This is a genomic window from Marinilabilia salmonicolor (assembly GCF_003003035.1).
Classification (GTDB): Bacteria; Bacteroidota; Bacteroidia; order Bacteroidales; family Marinilabiliaceae; genus Marinilabilia; species Marinilabilia salmonicolor_A.
On sequence record NZ_PVTS01000007.1, the window covers coordinates 90141 to 107124 of the forward strand.

At 42.2% G+C, this 16984-nt stretch carries 11 protein-coding genes and 1 tRNA gene; 4 read left to right on the forward strand and 8 right to left on the reverse strand.

Annotation, left to right across the window (positions count from 1 at the left end):
- The first annotated feature begins 15 nt into the window (after nt 1-15).
- Nucleotides 16-1317 (forward strand): threonine synthase, encoded by a 1302-nt coding sequence (thrC, locus tag BY457_RS08895; protein ID WP_106152982.1) that lies wholly within the window; start codon nt 16-18, stop codon nt 1315-1317.
- Nucleotides 1318-1439: 122 nt separating this feature from the next.
- Nucleotides 1440-2084, forward strand: a complete 645-nt coding sequence (locus tag BY457_RS08900; protein ID WP_106152983.1) for a tetratricopeptide repeat protein — start codon at nt 1440-1442, stop codon at nt 2082-2084.
- A gap of 398 nt (nt 2085-2482) precedes the next feature.
- Here BY457_RS08900 and BY457_RS08905 read toward each other — a convergent pair whose 3' ends face one another.
- The gene (locus BY457_RS08905; RefSeq protein ID WP_106152984.1) at nt 2483-5053 is read right to left on the reverse strand and encodes an ATP-dependent Clp protease ATP-binding subunit; all 2571 of its coding nucleotides are present in this window, start codon (nt 5051-5053) and stop codon (nt 2483-2485) included.
- A 254-nt stretch (nt 5054-5307) separates the two neighbouring features.
- On the opposite strand from BY457_RS08905, the gene gyrA reads away from it, so the two are divergent.
- A complete protein-coding gene (gene gyrA / locus BY457_RS08915) occupies nt 5308-7839 on the forward strand; it encodes a DNA gyrase subunit A (protein ID WP_106152986.1) in 2532 nt (843 codons plus the stop codon).
- Nucleotides 7840-7874: 35 nt separating this feature from the next.
- A complete protein-coding gene (locus BY457_RS08920; RefSeq protein WP_106152987.1) occupies nt 7875-9026 on the forward strand; it encodes a tetratricopeptide repeat protein in 1152 nt (383 codons plus the stop codon).
- A gap of 412 nt (nt 9027-9438) precedes the next feature.
- On the opposite strand, the gene BY457_RS08925 is transcribed toward BY457_RS08920, so the two are convergent.
- The 7 genes from BY457_RS08925 to BY457_RS08955 form a co-directional block, all read right to left on the reverse strand.
- Entirely contained in the window at nt 9439-10734 is a 1296-nt protein-coding gene (locus BY457_RS08925; protein WP_106152988.1) for a serine hydrolase domain-containing protein, read from the reverse strand.
- Between the two features lie 411 nt (nt 10735-11145).
- On the reverse strand, nt 11146-12351 hold the full coding sequence (locus BY457_RS08930) for an Lnb N-terminal periplasmic domain-containing protein (protein ID WP_258176678.1): 1206 nt from the start codon (nt 12349-12351) through the stop codon (nt 11146-11148).
- Nucleotides 12352-12425: 74 nt separating this feature from the next.
- Nucleotides 12426-13337, reverse strand: a complete 912-nt coding sequence (locus tag BY457_RS08935) for a dihydroorotate dehydrogenase (protein ID WP_106152990.1) — start codon at nt 13335-13337, stop codon at nt 12426-12428.
- Complete coding sequence (locus BY457_RS08940; protein ID WP_106152991.1) at nt 13331-14104, reverse strand: dihydroorotate dehydrogenase electron transfer subunit; 774 nt, start codon at nt 14102-14104, stop codon at nt 13331-13333. Before BY457_RS08940 ends, BY457_RS08935 begins: the two co-directional genes overlap by 7 nt.
- Nucleotides 14105-14414: 310 nt before the next feature.
- Nucleotides 14415-14939 carry a helix-turn-helix domain-containing protein gene (locus BY457_RS08945; protein ID WP_106152992.1) on the reverse strand — a complete coding sequence of 175 codons (525 nt, stop codon included), beginning with the start codon at nt 14937-14939 and terminating at the stop codon, nt 14415-14417.
- A 1351-nt stretch (nt 14940-16290) separates the two neighbouring features.
- Nucleotides 16291-16366 (reverse strand) — tRNA-Lys (locus BY457_RS08950).
- An 87-nt stretch (nt 16367-16453) separates the two neighbouring features.
- The gene (locus BY457_RS08955; RefSeq protein ID WP_106152993.1) at nt 16454-16972 is read right to left on the reverse strand and encodes a flavodoxin; all 519 of its coding nucleotides are present in this window, start codon (nt 16970-16972) and stop codon (nt 16454-16456) included.
- Nucleotides 16973-16984 lie beyond the last annotated feature (12 nt).

Consider the following 16984-nt stretch of genomic DNA (forward strand, 5'->3'; position numbering starts at 1 on the left):
CTGTAGATTAAGTATATGCAATTTAAAAGTTTAGGAGATAAGCGACAAGTTGTTTCATTGTCGGAAGCTGTTTTTAAGGGACTTGCTGATGATGGAAGCCTTTTTATGCCGGAGGAGATTCCGGCTTTATCCGATGAGTTTTTTCAAAAACTGCCGGGATTGTCTCTGCCCGAAATTGCTTTTTCAGTTCTGAAGCCTTTTGTGAGCGAGGATTTGAGTGAAGATGAACTGAGAGAGATGGTGGAAAGCACTTTTTCTTTTCCGATCCCGTTGAAGCCTGTGAATGACCGTATTCATGTATTGGAGCTGTTTCACGGACCAACTCAGGCTTTTAAAGATGTGGGAGCCCGCTTTTTATCGCGGTTGATGAGCAAATTGCATCCGGTAACGGACAAAAAAATGGTGGTGCTGACAGCGACTTCCGGTGATACCGGTGGAGCGGTGGCTCATGGTTTTTATAAAGTACCCGGCATTGATGTGGTGGTACTTTATCCTGATGGTAAAATCAGTCCTTACCAGCAAAATCAAATGACCAGCCTGGGGCATAATATTCATGCCATTGCTGTCGATGGTGCTTTTGATGACTGTCAGCGTTTGGTGAAGCAGGCTTTTAACGACCGTGAGCTTCGCGGAGAAGTGGCTGTTACCTCTGCAAATTCCATCAACCTGGGGCGCTTGCTTCCTCAGATGGTCTATTATTTCCAGGGCGTTGCCCGTTTTATGGAACAAAACGGACAGCAACCTCCGGTTGTTTGTGTTCCAAGTGGTAATTTTGGTAACATTACGGCCGCTGTTATAGCTCACCGGATGGGCCTCCCCGTAAAGCGTTTTGTGGCTGCCACCAATGTGAATGATGTGGTTCCCCGGTTTTTGAAATCCGGGAATTATGACCCGAAGGATACGATCGTGACGCTGGCCAATGCGATGGATGTGGGGGATCCCAGCAATTGGCCCAGACTTTTTGAGTTATATAATCAGGATACAGAACAATTAAAAAGAGAAGTTGCTGCAACGGTGGTTAACGATGGGGAAATAAAAGAGACCATAAAGGAAGTTTTTTCGAAAAACAGCTATTTGTTGGATCCGCATTCGGCAACCGGTTACCTGGGTTTGTCCCGACAATTGAAAGGAGAGGAGACCGGATTTTTTGTTTCCACTGCACATCCGGTAAAATTTTTGGAAACAATTGATGCTGTTCTGCCCGCTGAGGCTGAAAAGATAAGGGAGGAATTTGGAGATGCTTTCCGGGTTAAAGGAACGCATGAAACGATGCAGAATTCATACAGCAAGCTGAAAGAATACCTGCTGAAGATGTGAAATGTTGCTTTTTTTAAATAAATTTAAGGTTTGGCCTGCTTTTTGTTTTCAATTAAACTCAAAAAGGCTATTTTTACAGCCTGAAGAAAAAGAGAAATCCAAACATTAAATTAGATTACGTTATGAAGTACTTATTGACAGTAAGTTTTGTGTTGTTTGCACTTGCAGGAAGTGTGTTTGCCCAGGATAAATCGGCGGCAGATTACAAGAATGAAGGAAATGAAGCCTTGAGAAATAAAGACTATCAGAAAGCCCTTGAGCTTTATGAACAGTCGGTTGCCAACTGGGAAGAGGGAGAACCATTGGAAGATGCTATGCTTTATAATATGGCCACTTCTGCACGTCGTATTGAGAATTATGAGAAAGCCATCAAGTATTATGAAATGACCAAAGAGCAGGGTTTCCGTCCCGACATTTCAGCCTATTACATTGCTTATTCCTATAATAAGCTGGATCAGGAGGAGGAAATGGAAAGCTTCCTTGTGGATGCTGTGGAGGAATTCAGCACCAGTAAGTATGTAGGTCATATGAAAAAGATGCTTGTGACTTATTACCTTAAGAAAGGTTCTGAGCCCTATAATGAGGCCTCTCAGATTCTTGCTTCCGCACAAAATGCAGATCCGTCTCAGTATGATGAGATTAATGCCCGTGCCAATGAAGCATTTTCGAATGCCAAGCCCTGGTTTGAAAAAGTTTTGAAGTATGATGCTGACAATGCCAGTGCCAAAGCTTCATTGCAGGAAATTAATAACAGACTGGCTCAATAAATCTGAGCTTCGTTCTTGCATAAAAAGCCGGGTGGTTCAACATTAAATTTGAACCACCCGGCTTTTTTTGATCCTGCTTCTTTCAACCCGGGTTTTGAGGTTTCACTCCTCCTGCTCTCATTATTGGTCGCAATGCGACCAATAATGAGAGCAGGAGGATTTGTTACAAATAGCCTGGGGCGTTGCCCCAGGCTATTGCTTAAAGACCTTCGGCCTTAAAAACACAACAGCATTATGTATTCCTTTAAAAGGTAAAAGCCTCACTTTTAGGAGGACAGCCAATCGAATAAGGCATATTAGCTTGCCATTCTCAACGACCGGATATTAAAGGGGCAGACAGCATAAAAAAAGGGCTGCCTCACATTGGAAACAGCCCTGGATTCAATCTTTGCTATGTTTTAATTTTTACTGGCTTGCTTTGATTCTTCCTCAGCATCGTCCGACTTTTTCCCGCCTTTTTTGGTGAATTTCACAATACGGGTAGTTACCTGCTCCTTTTCTTTGTCAAAGCCAACTTCAATGGCATCACCTTCAGAAATACTTGCCTGAATGATCACTTCTGCCATCTCATCTTCGAGGTATTTCTGTATGGCCCTTCTCAATGGTCTGGCACCATACTGAACATCAAATCCTTTGGCGGCAATGAAATCTTTGGCATCTTCCGACAACTCCAGCTTGTAACCCAATGATTCCACCCGCTGATACAAACCTTTAAGTTCAATATCAATAATTTTACGGATATCCTCTTTCTCCAGACTGTTGAAAATCACCACATCATCTATCCGGTTGAGGAATTCAGGCGCGAAAGCTTTTTTGAGCGCCTTTTCTATAACGCTTTTGGCATGTTCGCCATCCGTGGCCTGATTGGCCGTTGAAAATCCAATTCCACGTCCGAAGTCTTTCAACTCACGGGTACCGATGTTGGAGGTCATTATTATAATGGTATTCTTAAAGTCCACCCGTCGTCCGAGACTATCTGTCAAACGTCCTTCATCAAGTACCTGAAGCAGAATATTGAAGACATCGGGGTGTGCTTTCTCAATTTCATCCAACAAAACAACGGAATAGGGGCGACGACGCACCTTTTCGGTCAGCTGACCACCCTCTTCATATCCGATGTACCCCGGAGGGGCTCCCACCAGTCTGGAAACACTGAATTTCTCCATATATTCACTCATATCGATTCTGATGAGTGCATCGGTGGTATCAAAGAGATATTGAGCAAGGATTTTTGCCAGGTGGGTTTTCCCCACACCGGTTGGTCCAAGGAAAACAAAAGAACCGATGGGACGGTTGGGATCTTTCAATCCGGCTCTGTTGCGCTGAATGGCTTTTACTATTTTTACGATGGCGTCATCCTGACCAATTACCTTGCCCTTGAGCTGTTCACCCATTTTAAGCAGGCGGGCACCTTCGGCCTGAGCCACCCGCTGAACCGGAATTCCAGTCATCATGGCCACCACTTCAGCCACTTTCTCGGCATCCACCGTTTCCCGGTGTTGTTGTAGTTCTTCTTCCCACTTCGACTTGGAAGTTTCCAATTCATCAATTAATGTTTTTTCCTTATCCCGGAACGAGGCAGCCAGCTCAAAATTCTGAGCCTTTACGGCCTTAATTTTATTTTCTTTGGTCTCCTCGATTTTCTCCTCCAGTTTGAGGATTGTTTCAGGAACTATAATATTGCTGATGTGAACCCGTGAGCCGGCCTCATCCAACGCATCGATGGCTTTGTCGGGAAGATGACGGTCAGAGATGTATCTTTCGGTAAGTTTTACACAAGCCTCGATGGCTTCACCGGTAAAACTCACATTGTGGTGATCTTCATATTTTTCCTTGATATTATTAAGGATTTCGATGGTTTCATCCACCGAGGTAGGTTCAATCATTACCTTTTGGAAACGACGTTCCAAAGCTCCGTCTTTCTCAATATGCTGACGGTATTCGTCCAGCGTGGTGGCTCCGATACACTGTATTTCTCCACGTGCCAGAGCCGGTTTCAGCATATTAGCCGCATCGAGCGATCCGGTAGCTCCGCCGGCACCAACAATGGTGTGTATTTCATCAATAAAAAGAATGATGTTCGGGTTTTTCGACAATTCGTTGAGAATGGCTTTGATGCGTTCCTCAAACTGGCCACGGTATTTTGTTCCGGCTACAATAGATGCCAGATCCAGCGTAACCACTCTTTTATCGAACAACACACGGGAAACTTTCTTGTCGATGATTCGGAGTGCAAGACCTTCAGCAATGGCTGATTTACCAACCCCCGGTTCTCCAATCAATACAGGATTGTTTTTCTTTCTGCGGCTGAGAATTTGTGCCAGCCTCTCAATCTCGCGTTCACGTCCAACGATAGGGTCGAGACGACCTTCTTCGGCGGCCCGTGTGATATCGATCCCGAAATTGTCCAGTACCGGCGTATCCGAACCGGGTTTTCCGGCTCCCGATTTGCCACCTTCATGGCCTCCTCCGCCGCCACCCTGTGAGGAGAACGGAGAATCGGCATCATCATCATCAGGCATCTGAGCCTTACCCTGTGGCGACATTTGCTCGGCCAGTAAATGAACCTGTTCGTATTTTACATTATAATCATTCATAATCTCAGAAATTGTGCTACTCCTGTCTTTCAATAAGGCCAGCAACAGGTGCAGCGTGTTAACTTTTGAGCTTTTTAACGCTCTGGCCTCAAGATGTACCAGTTTTAAAATTTGTTCGGTAGATTTTAAAAGAGGTAACTGGTTGTTATTGTTCAGTGGTGTGTGTTCTTTTATTTGTTTTTCAATATTGTCGCGCACATACTCCACATCCACTTTCAGGTGTTCGAGCATCTTCACGGCTTTACTATTGGGGTGATTGAGTAATCCCAACATCAAATGTTCGGGAGCCAGAAACGGGTTTCCCAATCGCGATGCTTCTTGACGGCTATAGGAGATTACCTCTTTTATTTTGGGTGAAAAGTTTAGATCCATATGGTACCTTTTATAATTATCAGGTTGTTTAGTTTACAAAAACTGTGCAATGTTTTATCAGATGTCATATTAACAGTTTTTGCTATGCTCAAAAATACTATAAAAAGCCTAAAAATCCCAAGAAGAAAAGGGGATAAAAAACAAGGTCGGTTTTTTTTCGATTCGGGTGGAAATGCTTAATTTAGGGCGGCGAAAAAAATGGCCCTCAGCTATGGGCATTTTTTCAATTTCAGACTCATCTAAAGACTATCTAAATGGCTGATGAAGAAAGAATAATAAAGATTAACATTGAAGAGGAAATGCAATCGGCATACATCGATTATTCGATGTCTGTGATTGTTTCCCGTGCCTTACCTGACGTTCGGGATGGCCTAAAACCGGTACACAGACGTGTACTTTTCGGAATGCATGATCTGGGAATGTCTCCCAACAAGCCTTACAAGAAGTCCGCAAGAATTGTGGGTGAGGTGCTTGGTAAATACCACCCGCACGGTGATTCGTCGGTGTATCATGCAATGGTTCGGATGGCTCAACCCTGGTCGATGCGCTACATGTTGGTGGATGGACAGGGTAATATGGGATCGGTTGATGGTGACAGTCCTGCAGCAATGCGTTATACGGAGGCACGCATGAACCGGCTTTCTGAAGAAATGCTGGCCGATATTGATAAAAATACTGTTGACTTTCAGTACAATTTCGATGACTCCCTTAAGGAGCCGACGGTGCTTCCAACACGCATACCGGCTCTGCTGGTAAACGGTACTTCGGGTATTGCGGTGGGAATGGCTACCAATATGCCTCCGCACAATCTGGGAGATGCGATTAATGCCATTGTGGCATACATCGATAATCCCGAGGTCACCATCGAGGAGCTGATCAAGGTTATTCAGGCTCCTGATTTCCCGACAGGTGGTACCATTTATGGTTACCAGGGAGTAAAAGAGGGGTATGAAACAGGACGAGGCCGCATTGTTATTCGTGCCAAATCGGAAATTGAAACGGAAAACAACGGTCGCGAAAAAATCGTGATTACAGAAATCCCTTATATGGTCAACAAGGCCGATCTGATTGTTCGGATTGCTGATCTGGTCAATGAAAAGAAGATTGAGGGTATTTCTAACGTGAACGATGAGTCGGACCGGGACGGAATGCGCATTGTAATCGACCTGAAAAAAGAAGCTATTGCCAATGTGGTTTTGAACCACCTTTATAAATATACGGCGTTGCAGTCTTCTTTTGGTGTCAACAACATTGCACTGGTTAAAGGTCGTCCGCAGTTGCTGAATATTAAGGGTATTGTCCAGAATTTTGTGGAGCACCGTCACGATGTGGTTACCCGCAGAACACAATTTGAACTGGATCAGGCTGAAAAGCGGGCTCACATTCTGGAAGGACTTATTATTGCCAGTGATAACATTGATGAAGTCATCAAGATTATCCGTGCTGCTCAAAGTCCCGATGAAGCGCGAGAAAAACTTATTGAACGTTTTGGACTGACAGACATTCAGTCCCGTGCCATCGTAGAAATGCGGCTGAGGCAGCTTACAGGACTGGAGCAGGATAAACTAAGAGCAGAATATGAGGCACTTTTGAAGGAGATTGATCGCTTGAAGGAGATCCTGGAGAAAGTAGAACTCAGAATGGAAATCATCAAGAACGAGATGCTGGAGATTAAAGACAAATACAACGACCCGCGTCGTACAGATATTGTCTATTCTTCAGAGGAGTTTAATCCGGAGGATTTTTATGCCGACGAGCAGATGATTATCACCATCTCTCACTTGGGCTATATCAAACGTACCCCTTTGGCCGAGTTCCGTACCCAAAACAGAGGCGGAGTGGGGTCGAAAGGAAGTACCACCAGGGATGAGGATTTCATTGAGCATATTTATCCCGCATCCATGCACAATACAATGCTCTTCTTTACCAAAATGGGGCGTTGTTTCTGGCTGAAGGTTTACGAGATTCCGGAAGGAACCAAGAACTCTAAAGGTCGTGCCATTCAAAATCTTCTGCAGATTGATCCGGAAGATACCGTGAAGGCTTTCATTCGTGTCAAGAAACTCAACGATGAGGAGTATTGCAACAGCCATCACATTGTAATGGGAACCAAAAAGGGAGTTATCAAAAAATCCCTGCTGGCCGATTACAGCAGACCTCGTCAATCAGGTGTGATTGCCATCAGTATCCGTGAGGATGATGAACTGATTCAGGCGCGTCTGACCAATGGAAACAGCGAAATTTTAATGGCAACCCGCTCTGGAAGAGCCATTCGTTTCAACGAAACCAAGGTTCGGAATATCGGACGTACTGGTCAGGGAGTGAGGGGGATAACGCTTGACTCAGATACTGATGAAGTGGTTGGCATGGTTTGTGTAAAAGATACAGCAGACGATATTCTCGTTGTTTCTGAAAAAGGTTTTGGAAAACGTTCCAATCTGGAGGATTATCGCATCACCAACCGCGGTGGTAAAGGTGTCAAAACCATGCGTATTTCCGAAAAGACAGGCGATCTCATTACCATAAAGAGCGTCAACGACGACAATGATCTGATGATAATGAACCGCTCAGGAGTTACCATACGTGTTGCAGTTGCTGATTTGAGGGTTACAGGACGTGCCACTCAGGGAGTACGGCTAATCAACCTGGATAAAAAGCATGATATGATTGCTTCGGTAACCAAAGTGATATCTGAGTCAAAAATGGATGAAGATATCGTGGAATCCGGACTTCTGGAGAAACAATCGGATGATATTGATGATGAAAATAACGAGGAAAAATCATAAATTTAATTTGTAAATCCACTCAAAAACAAATAACAATGAAAAAGTTACTATTTGTAGCACTTGCGCTGTTTGTAGGAGCAGGTGTGTATGCGCAGAAAGGTAAAGTAAATGCTGCAGAGGCCTATATTGATAACGGGGATCTGGAAGCAGCCGAAGAGCGTTTGGAAGATGCTTATACGCATAAGCGTTCTGCCGACTGGCCAAAAACTTATATTGTAGCAGCCAAGCTTGAAACTGCAAAATATAAGAAAAGTAAAGATATTCAGGATCTTAAGGATGCTGTAGATCATTATATGAAGGCCATCGAATTGGATAAAGCGGATAAAGGTCGTTTTGAAAACGAGATTAAAGTGGCATTGACTTTCTTTGTGAATGAACTGACCAATGCCGGTATTGAAGGATTTAACGAACAGAACTACGAAAATGCCATGGTGGCATTTGAGAATGTGCTGAAGGTTAATGACTTGGAGATGTTCCAGAAGGAGAATCCAACTGTTGATACCGCTATTATTTACAATACTGCCTTGGCTGCTTACAATGCAAAAAACTGGGATAAGGCTTCCGAATATCTGGAAGAATCTATCGAATACAGTTACGGTGGAGGAGATGCTGTGTTGCTGCTGCACCAGGTTTATGGAACAATGCAGGATTCAACCAAAATGGCTGAAAATCTTCAGACTGGCTTTGAGAAGTATCCCGAGGATGATCGTTTGCTGACACAGTTGATCAACTATTACCTGGAAACCAAGCAAAATGATGCTGCCAAGGCTTATTTGAACCAGGCTATCGAGAAAGATCCTGAGAATGCGACTTATTATTATGCAAGAGGTGTATTGGCCGATCAGGCTAAAAACTATGAAAATGCTATTGAAGATTATAAAAAAGCATTGGAATTGCAGGAAGATTATTTTGATGCTTTATATAACCTTGGTGTGATTTATTACAATAAGGCCATTGAGCAGATGAATGTGGCCAATGACGAAACGGATCATGCCAAATTCCAGAAAGAAAAAGCTAAAGCTGACGAGTTGTTCAAAACTTCGTTGCCTTATATGGAAAAAGCACATGAGGCTAAACCAGAGGAAATATCTGTTTTGGAAAGTCTGAAAGGTTTGTACTACAGATTTGAAATGATGGACAAATACGATGAAGTAGATGCTAAGATTAAGGCTCTGAGAGGAGAGTAATTTTACATTATAGAATATTAGAAGAGAAGCAGAGCAGTTTTGTTCTGCTTTTCTTTTCGTATGTAAAATTAACATAATGTCAATTATAGGACAAGGCGATAAAGTCATTTAATAAAGGCAGTTCATATTCAAATACATTATGGGTGTTCGGATAAACTATTATTCTGAAAGAATATACTTTTCGTAAAGGTTAAAACCATAGGAAAGATAATTCGTTGATCAGGTGCGGCGAATTTGGATCCGCAGTTAGACCGGAAACGGCGGATCGGCTTCGGCTTTGCCGGTTGATTTATGGATTCAAAAACAACATCGTCGGAGAAGTCCGTATCGACTCAGAGTAATAAAAAAGCCCTCCGGTTTTCCGAAAGGCTTTGGTATTTTTGGAGCCGTATTTATAGCTCTACTGATTCATTTATTTCCAGTTACTGGCCAGATCAAAAAGATCATAATCAGGCCATTCAGCGGTCCTGCTGATTCCTCTTTCCATCATTCTCCGGATGTCGGAAGCAAGCATGGGCCCTTTCCATGTACTGCTGTTGAACAATACCACATATGAAATACCATCTTCTTTCTTGACCATCAAAGCCGAAGTGCCTGCAAGCGTTCCGGTGCGATACCAGTAGCTCTTTCTGACACCACGCCAACCCATCGGATCCAGATATTTCTTTTCCGGTGTTGTCATTCGTTCCACCGATTCGGCCGACAAAATATCTTCGGGAAGATTCATTCCGTCAATGGCCAGCATAAACTTTAATAAATCGGTGGAAGATGCCAGCCACCCACCTGCAGGTCCCAGCGTATGAATATCGTTACCTCCGTAACTCCGCAACACCTGGTCATCACTGCGGTGATCAATAACCTTATACGTATCCGCAGGTTCGTAATATTTTACTTCCAATTCGGCCCGTTCAGTCAGATAACTGCCACCCAGACGCATATCAAAAATGCCTATGGGATAAAGAATATTGGTTTTGATGTATGATTCATAGTTGTCGCCACTCGCTTTTTCAATGACCTTGCCCAAAATTGCATATCCCAGGTTCGAATAAGAAGACATGGTTCCAGGTTTAAAATGCAATCTCTTCCCCAGCATGTAACGGATAATGTCGGTGGCATCCACAGGCAATTCTTTCCCCAACCCCCGGGCAACAGCATGCGGAATAAACATGGGATCGCCCCATCGGTTAGTCCAACCTCCCGAATGATTCAGCAGGTGCTTTACTTTGATGTCTTCTACGTTTCGATCGATGTAAACATCGTAAGGTGCCTGATTCAGAATTCCATCCGGTCCAAAGACAGAATCATCCAGATTCAATTTCCCGTCTTCAACCAATTTCATAATACCTCCGGCGGTAATTAATTTGGAAACACTGGCAACTCTGAACAGATGATAAGGTTCGGTATGAATCCGGTTTTCCATATCTGCCCAACCATATCCTCTGGAAAAAACAAGCTTGCCATCTTTGGCTATGGCAACAGATGCTCCGGCCATATCGTTGCGGCGAAGAAATGAATTAACCGATTGATCTATGGATTCAAAAACAACATCGTCGGAGAAAAATCCGGAAATACGCAACGAGGAAACATCCGGCTCCGGAGGGGTAAAATCGGTACCAAATGATTGAATAGAGGGACCTGTAATATATTTGGCTGCCAAACCTGCCGATACTCCGGCAAGAATGAGTAAAATCTTATAATGTAACTTCATAAATCTGCTCTATTACCGAAAACAAAATTCATCCCGGAATACTGCTCATCGGAAATAATGAAAACTTTTTCTTCTTAAACCCTTGAAAGTTGACGTAAAAATAGTCTTTTTGATAAAAGAGACAAAATTACTCCTTGCTTATTACGAAAACACAATAAGAAAGTTTCTTTTTTTTGATGATTCGATGAAGTTTAAAGAAAATAATTTTAAGATTTAGGCAAAAGCTGCCACCGATAATTTGATAAAGGCAAATTCAGCCTGACATTAGTTAACATAACAAACGGCCCGGGAGTACGATATTTAAAAGGTCACCCTGCAGTGGGTGGTTCCTTGTCAGTAACCGCAAACCATATTGTTTGCCCTGTTTGTCTAAACCTAAAGATTTTCAGCTGGTTGAATAACGCCTAAGAATTATTTTAATTGCAGATGGCAAGAGAAAAAACCACGAACAATCAATAATAAGATAACAGGAAGACTTTCGTATGGAAAATATTGAATGCCCGCCGCCATCACAACAAGAAATATTACCAGGGCAACCCCCTGAAGAAAACAAAAAAGTTTACGGTAAATATATTTTACATTTGTAACCAATAAGATCCAGAATGGATTGGCCCATAACAAATTCCAATTTGGGCTGGTAACCTGGTGATTGGAGATCCAGCTCAGATAAAAAATAACGATGCCCAACAGAGAAACAGCACTGAAAAGAATAAAATCGAAAACCTTCAATTTGCCTTTTCCTTTTTGCTCAGTAAAAGACCACAGTGCAATAAGAATAAACAATACCCAAAGAGTGGTTGTCGGTGACCACCAATCGGCTGCTTTGTATTCGGAATAATCACTTAAGTCCAGTAAAATATTTGTTGCAGCGACCAGGTTTTCGGTGTCATCAATGCGAATACCGGAAAACTGTCCCATCAGATAATCAGGAAGAAACATGATGGATGCAGAATCGGTTTGAGCATCAGCGGGTGCTCCCAAGATCAGGTCAATTCCAAACTTTGTCCACGGTTGCTTTTCCAGATAAGGATGAATGGCTTCCCGAAAAGTCAATGATACCGGAATGTTCTCTGTAGAGAAATTTACCCGGTCAGAACTATATTGCTCCAGAACAATATCAGCAACCCTGGTGGCACAATTATCATAGAAAAAGTCGTATTGGTAAGCCCGGTTTTGCGGTTGAGCATTGACAATTAAATCCCTAAACAATGACTCTTTTTGAGATTCAGAAAGGGACAGTTCCTGCTCCCACACCGATCGATTGGTCATGAAGTACTCACGCATGAAGCGTTTAAACGGTGAAACAGACAATAAATAATCCAGATTGCCATGGCCAAACTTCAGGTAAAAGAAAGGGGTATTAAAGTCAAATGTGCCATAATTAAAAACCAGGTCTATTTCATTTTCCGGATCAGAGACTCTTATGGCAGTATGTCCAAATACGGAATACAATTCCTCTCCGGGAGCACAGGTCAGTAAGGAGATGGTTGCTTCCTGTGAGAGTTGATTGGAAAGGTTGTTTTTTGCAGGGATGTTTACAAAAGGTACAATAAACAACAGCAATAACAATTTTACCTTTATCTTCTTGTTTACAAATGTGCAAAAACGAGTGTGCATGACTTTTTTATTTTTATACATAAGTAAACGACTCACTCATGGGTCTTTGTTTACTTTTGTAATCAAAAGATACATTAAACTTTCAAAGCCCCGATAAGATCTGAAACCTTTGAGATGCCTCGCTCTTCCATATATTCTGCAATTCCCTTTACTATTTTTACGGTAACATCAGGTTCCCGGAAATTGGCGGTCCCCACCTGAATAGCAGAAGCACCGGCCAGTAAAAACTCAATGGCATCGTTGGCTGAAGAGATTCCTCCAAGTCCAACAACCGGAATCTTAACAGCCGAGGCGACCTGCCAAACCATTCGCAGTGCCACTGGTTTAACGCACGGTCCTGATAGTCCACCGGTTATTGTTGATAAAACCGGTTTTTGAGTCTTTACATCAATGGCCATGCCCAGTAAGGTATTAATCAGGGAGACCGAGTCAGCCCCTGCCTCTTCCACTCCTTTGGCAATTTCTGCAATATCGGTAACATTGGGAGATAATTTCACCATCAGGTGTCGCGGAAAAACCTCCCGAACCGCCCTGGTTACGGCTATGGCAGAAGGGCAACTGGTACCAAAAGCCATTCCGCCCTCTTTTACATTAGGACAGGAAATGTTCAGTTCAATACCCGGAACACCTTCGAGAGCGGCTATTTTTTCAGCTGTCTCAACATATTCCTCTACGGTTGACCCGGAGACATTAACCAGAATACGTGTATCCCGATTGCTGATCCGGGGCCAAATTTCATTGCAAAAAACATCGACCCCTTTGTTTTGAAGTCCCACTGCATTAAGCATTCCCATAGGTGTTTCGGCCATTCGGGGATAAGGATTTCCCTCTCTGGCAGTTGCGGTGGTGCCTTTAACAATGATACCTCCCAAATCCGACAGGTCCAAAAAATCTTCATACTCTTCTCCGTATCCAAACGTACCCGATGCGGTCATAACAGGATTTCGGAGAGATAAGTTTCCTAGTTTAACGGATAAATCTACCATTTCAAATATTTTGAGTCAAAAACCGGTCCATCTGTACATACACACTTATGTCCGTCCTGCGTAGGAGTTACACAACAAAGACAGGCACCAATACCGCAGGCCATGGTGTTTTCCATCGAGACCTGGCATGTTATATCTCTTTCGGCGGCATATTTGGCCAGGACCTTCATCATGGGTTCCGGTCCACAAGTGTAAATGTAATCGAAATCCGGTTCGAAAGTTTTCATTACCGGGTGATGAATTACGTATCCTTTGGTTCCGCGTGTCCCATCCTCGGTGGTTACGAGCACTTCTCCAAGCTTCTCATATGATTGTAACTCCACCAGATCGGCTGTGGTGCGTCCCCCGATGAGAAATCGCGGTGTAATGCCATGTTCCTTAAGATATCGGCCAAGAAAGAGTAACGGGGCAACTCCACATCCGCCGCCAATCAGAAGGACTTTATCACTCTCGGGAAGAGTGTAATGGTTTCCAAGAGGATATACCAGGTTGAGCTGATCACCCGGCTGCAATTTACTCAGCGTGCGGGTACCCGGGCCAACTTCCTGTATCAGTAATTTTAAAGTATTGTCGTCATAATTCACATCGTGAATGGAGAGCGGACGACGCAAATAGGTATCATTAGAGCCATCTACACGGGCTTCCACAAATTGGCCCGGTAACATTTCCGGCATTTTGCCGGGATGTTGCAGCGTTAGGATCACAAATTCACGGGTATGGCGCTCATTGGCAATTACCGTGAAATCATTTATGTGTTTCTTTTGCATAGTTGCGATATAAAATAAGCGTTTCTCAAAAAGAATCTTCGGGGGTTTTTGTGCTTACAATTGTATAGAGATGTATGGTCAAATGAACTTTAAACTTGATAAATCCACATGCTCCTTTTTGTTACAAATGTAAACTGCCTGTGCTATTGCTATCGCGGACAAATATAAAAAAAATACGGGTACCAATCATGCCAGGAAAGAGATTCCCAAGCAGGAGTTTGCTGAATCTGATTTTTATGGCAGGTCTCTATGAATATAAAAGGCCTTCAGGGAGTCATAAAAGACAGCAAATCAAGCTTTTTTAGAAGTTTTATCCATTATGGGGAAAGAATACCTCAAAGGTATTATCGTCGTAAAACAGAAGCGTTTTAATAATCTTTTTGGTGGCACCAGTCGCAGGTTCAGAAGGTATCTTATTTTCAGGTTCGGCATTGACAGGCGGAGTTTCCTCCTTGTTCTGCAGATTTTCCGGTGCAGCGATGCTTTCAGAGGCCTCCTGTTTCTGTTTGGTGTTGTAAATGGCCTTTTCTTCCTCCCTGGCAGATGAAGAGAAGGAAGGAAATACAATTTTTCCGTCCGAACCGGATGATGTGGGACCTGCATTGGTCTGTTTTCTCGCTATATCTGAACGCTTATAGGGACCTTTACCGGTGATTAACCAATCGGGACTGATATGCTCGAAATGGGTTAGGATTTTCTGCAGAAAATCGAGACTTGGTTTGTTTCTTCCCGAAATAATGTGGCTTACGCTTGACCTTTGAACTCCTACCAGTTCTGCAAATCTCGCGGGACTGAGTCTTTCCTGTGTTAGTATCTCCTTGATTCGTTCTTGCATGATTCTTATGCGGTTAGCTTCGTAACAAATGTAAAAACCATTGTTTGAATAATTACTACAAATGTAACATTGTTTTTTGAATTTTAAAATTTAAGATCGTGGTTTGATTGGTTACAGATGTACACGAAAAAACATTGGCTTTTGGGGAGGATAAAAATGATTCGGGGAGCCTTGGCGTTCCTAAAGCTGCATTTACGCTAAGTACTTATAGAAGACTTATGTAGTGTTACTTATGATATTACTATTAGGGATTTTATGGCCTTTTAGAATGTTTCAGAGGCTTAAAGACTCTGTATTTGATCCTTTTCGTTGGCTGTGTATTTAATTGTTTATCATGTTCATAGATTTGTTTACTGGGCTGTATTATATTATCACTTGATATAATGTCAATAAAACGCTGGTTTTTAGCTGAAAAAACCACTCAATTGATACTTGCTTCTATCGTTGTGAATATTTATGCATAGATTTCTTTAATCAATTGAAAATATACTTTAAGTGTGTGATGTAAGTATTTGAAAAAGTGAGTTTTAAAGTGTGATGTATATGACTTTTACTACGTTAACGTGAGGTCTTTTTGCGTGGTTACAAATGTAACAAGGGTGGATTTCTTCCCACCTGTCCTATTCCCCACTTATTTTTTGATTTTAATCGAACATACACACGGCTATTGATGCCGGTATTTAAGCACAAATAAATCTATATGCCTGAGGATATTCGTTTTTGCATTGGAAATTGGCCTGCTATAGGTGGTTTAATCCGATTCTATGATGGGGATTGAGCTTCTTTATCGTTTTGTGCTAGCAGATTGTAAAGCATTCGCAAGCCTCTCTTTCATCCGTTTAAAATTTTGTAATTATGTGATAAAGAACTAATTAAAAATTTGAGAACAAATGGAACCGCTTCGCTCTCGCATAATATTCTTTTAAACATATTCTCTTGTGATATTTATATTTAAAAAATATCATGCTCGTTTCATACTTAATTATCTTTGAGAAGAATCGCAATGGAACGATTATGGATATTTGAGTCCATAATTTGCCATAAATGTGGATGTCTGAAAGGATTGCGAGTTACATCCGACCTCAATAATTTTATTTAAGTGGATGGTCTAAGTTCCCATCGGTTTTATTTTGAGAACAGCGTTACGGTAAATACGGAGCCACTATAAAATGATTATACAACCCAATTACTATGAAATTATTTTACAGATAAAAAAGGTGGTTTTAAACCGAAGAATTTTTGTTTCCTGTAAATTTTTTTTTTGGTAAAAGAAATTACTCGATGTTTTACATAATTAACCCCATAAAAAAACCGTATTTCGAATCCAATCGAAATACGGTTCATAATAAAGTGGTGACCCAGCAGGGATTCGAACCCTGGACCCCATCCTTAAAAGGGACGTGCTCTACCAGCTGAGCTACTGAGTCGCCTGTTTTTGTTCAGCGGGTACAAAAGTAAAGTTTTGAAACTACAATCCAAAAAAATGGTGGAAAAACTTTCCCTCAAATAAAGCTTTATTTGTTTTTAGCATTAAATGCTTTCTCAACCTCCTTGATCCACTTCTCAATTCGTTCTTCAGTCAAAGCTGCCTGATTCTCAATGTCCAGTGCAAGCCCCACAAACTGATCTCCTCTTTGAGCCATAGAAGCTTCAAACTGGTATCCCTCAACTGAAGTAAAGCCGACTACTTCTCCACCTCGTTTTTCAATAAAATCGGCCATAATGCCCAAACCATCCACAAAATTTTCGGGATATCCTTTTTGGTCACCGCCACCAAAGAGTGCAAAAGTTTTTCCTTTCAAACTGTCATCTTCGATGGTTGGCAAAAATTCGTCCCAGTAATTGGGTAATTCTCCGTCGAACCAGGTGGGAACAGCAAAAATGTAATTTTCAAACTTTTCAAAATCCTTATGAGAGGCTACATCCACATCAACCTGCTCCACGTTTTTTTCGCCCAGGTGTTTTATCATTTTTTTCACCTGCTGCTTGGTTTTGTGGGAACGGAAACTATAAAATATACCAATTTTCTTCATTTCTATCTTTGT

Bases quoted from the DNA above. Each gene is read 5' to 3' on its own strand.
- BY457_RS08940 (WP_106152991.1), bottom strand. From the start codon at position 14,104: ATGCAAAAGAAACACATAAATGATTTCACGGTAATTGCCAATGAGCGC.
- BY457_RS08925 (WP_106152988.1), bottom strand. From the start codon at position 10,734: ATGAAGTTACATTATAAGATTTTACTCATTCTTGCCGGAGTATCGGCA.
- gyrA (WP_106152986.1), top strand. From the start codon at position 5,308: ATGGCTGATGAAGAAAGAATAATAAAGATTAACATTGAAGAGGAAATG.
- BY457_RS08930 (WP_258176678.1), bottom strand. From the start codon at position 12,351: ATGCACACTCGTTTTTGCACATTTGTAAACAAGAAGATAAAGGTAAAA.
- BY457_RS08955 (WP_106152993.1), bottom strand. From the start codon at position 16,972: ATGAAGAAAATTGGTATATTTTATAGTTTCCGTTCCCACAAAACCAAG.
- BY457_RS08935 (WP_106152990.1), bottom strand. From the start codon at position 13,337: ATGGTAGATTTATCCGTTAAACTAGGAAACTTATCTCTCCGAAATCCT.
- thrC (WP_106152982.1), top strand. From the start codon at position 16: ATGCAATTTAAAAGTTTAGGAGATAAGCGACAAGTTGTTTCATTGTCG.
- BY457_RS08945 (WP_106152992.1), bottom strand. From the start codon at position 14,939: ATGCAAGAACGAATCAAGGAGATACTAACACAGGAAAGACTCAGTCCC.
- BY457_RS08900 (WP_106152983.1), top strand. From the start codon at position 1,440: ATGAAGTACTTATTGACAGTAAGTTTTGTGTTGTTTGCACTTGCAGGA.
- BY457_RS08905 (WP_106152984.1), bottom strand. From the start codon at position 5,053: ATGGATCTAAACTTTTCACCCAAAATAAAAGAGGTAATCTCCTATAGC.
- BY457_RS08920 (WP_106152987.1), top strand. From the start codon at position 7,875: ATGAAAAAGTTACTATTTGTAGCACTTGCGCTGTTTGTAGGAGCAGGT.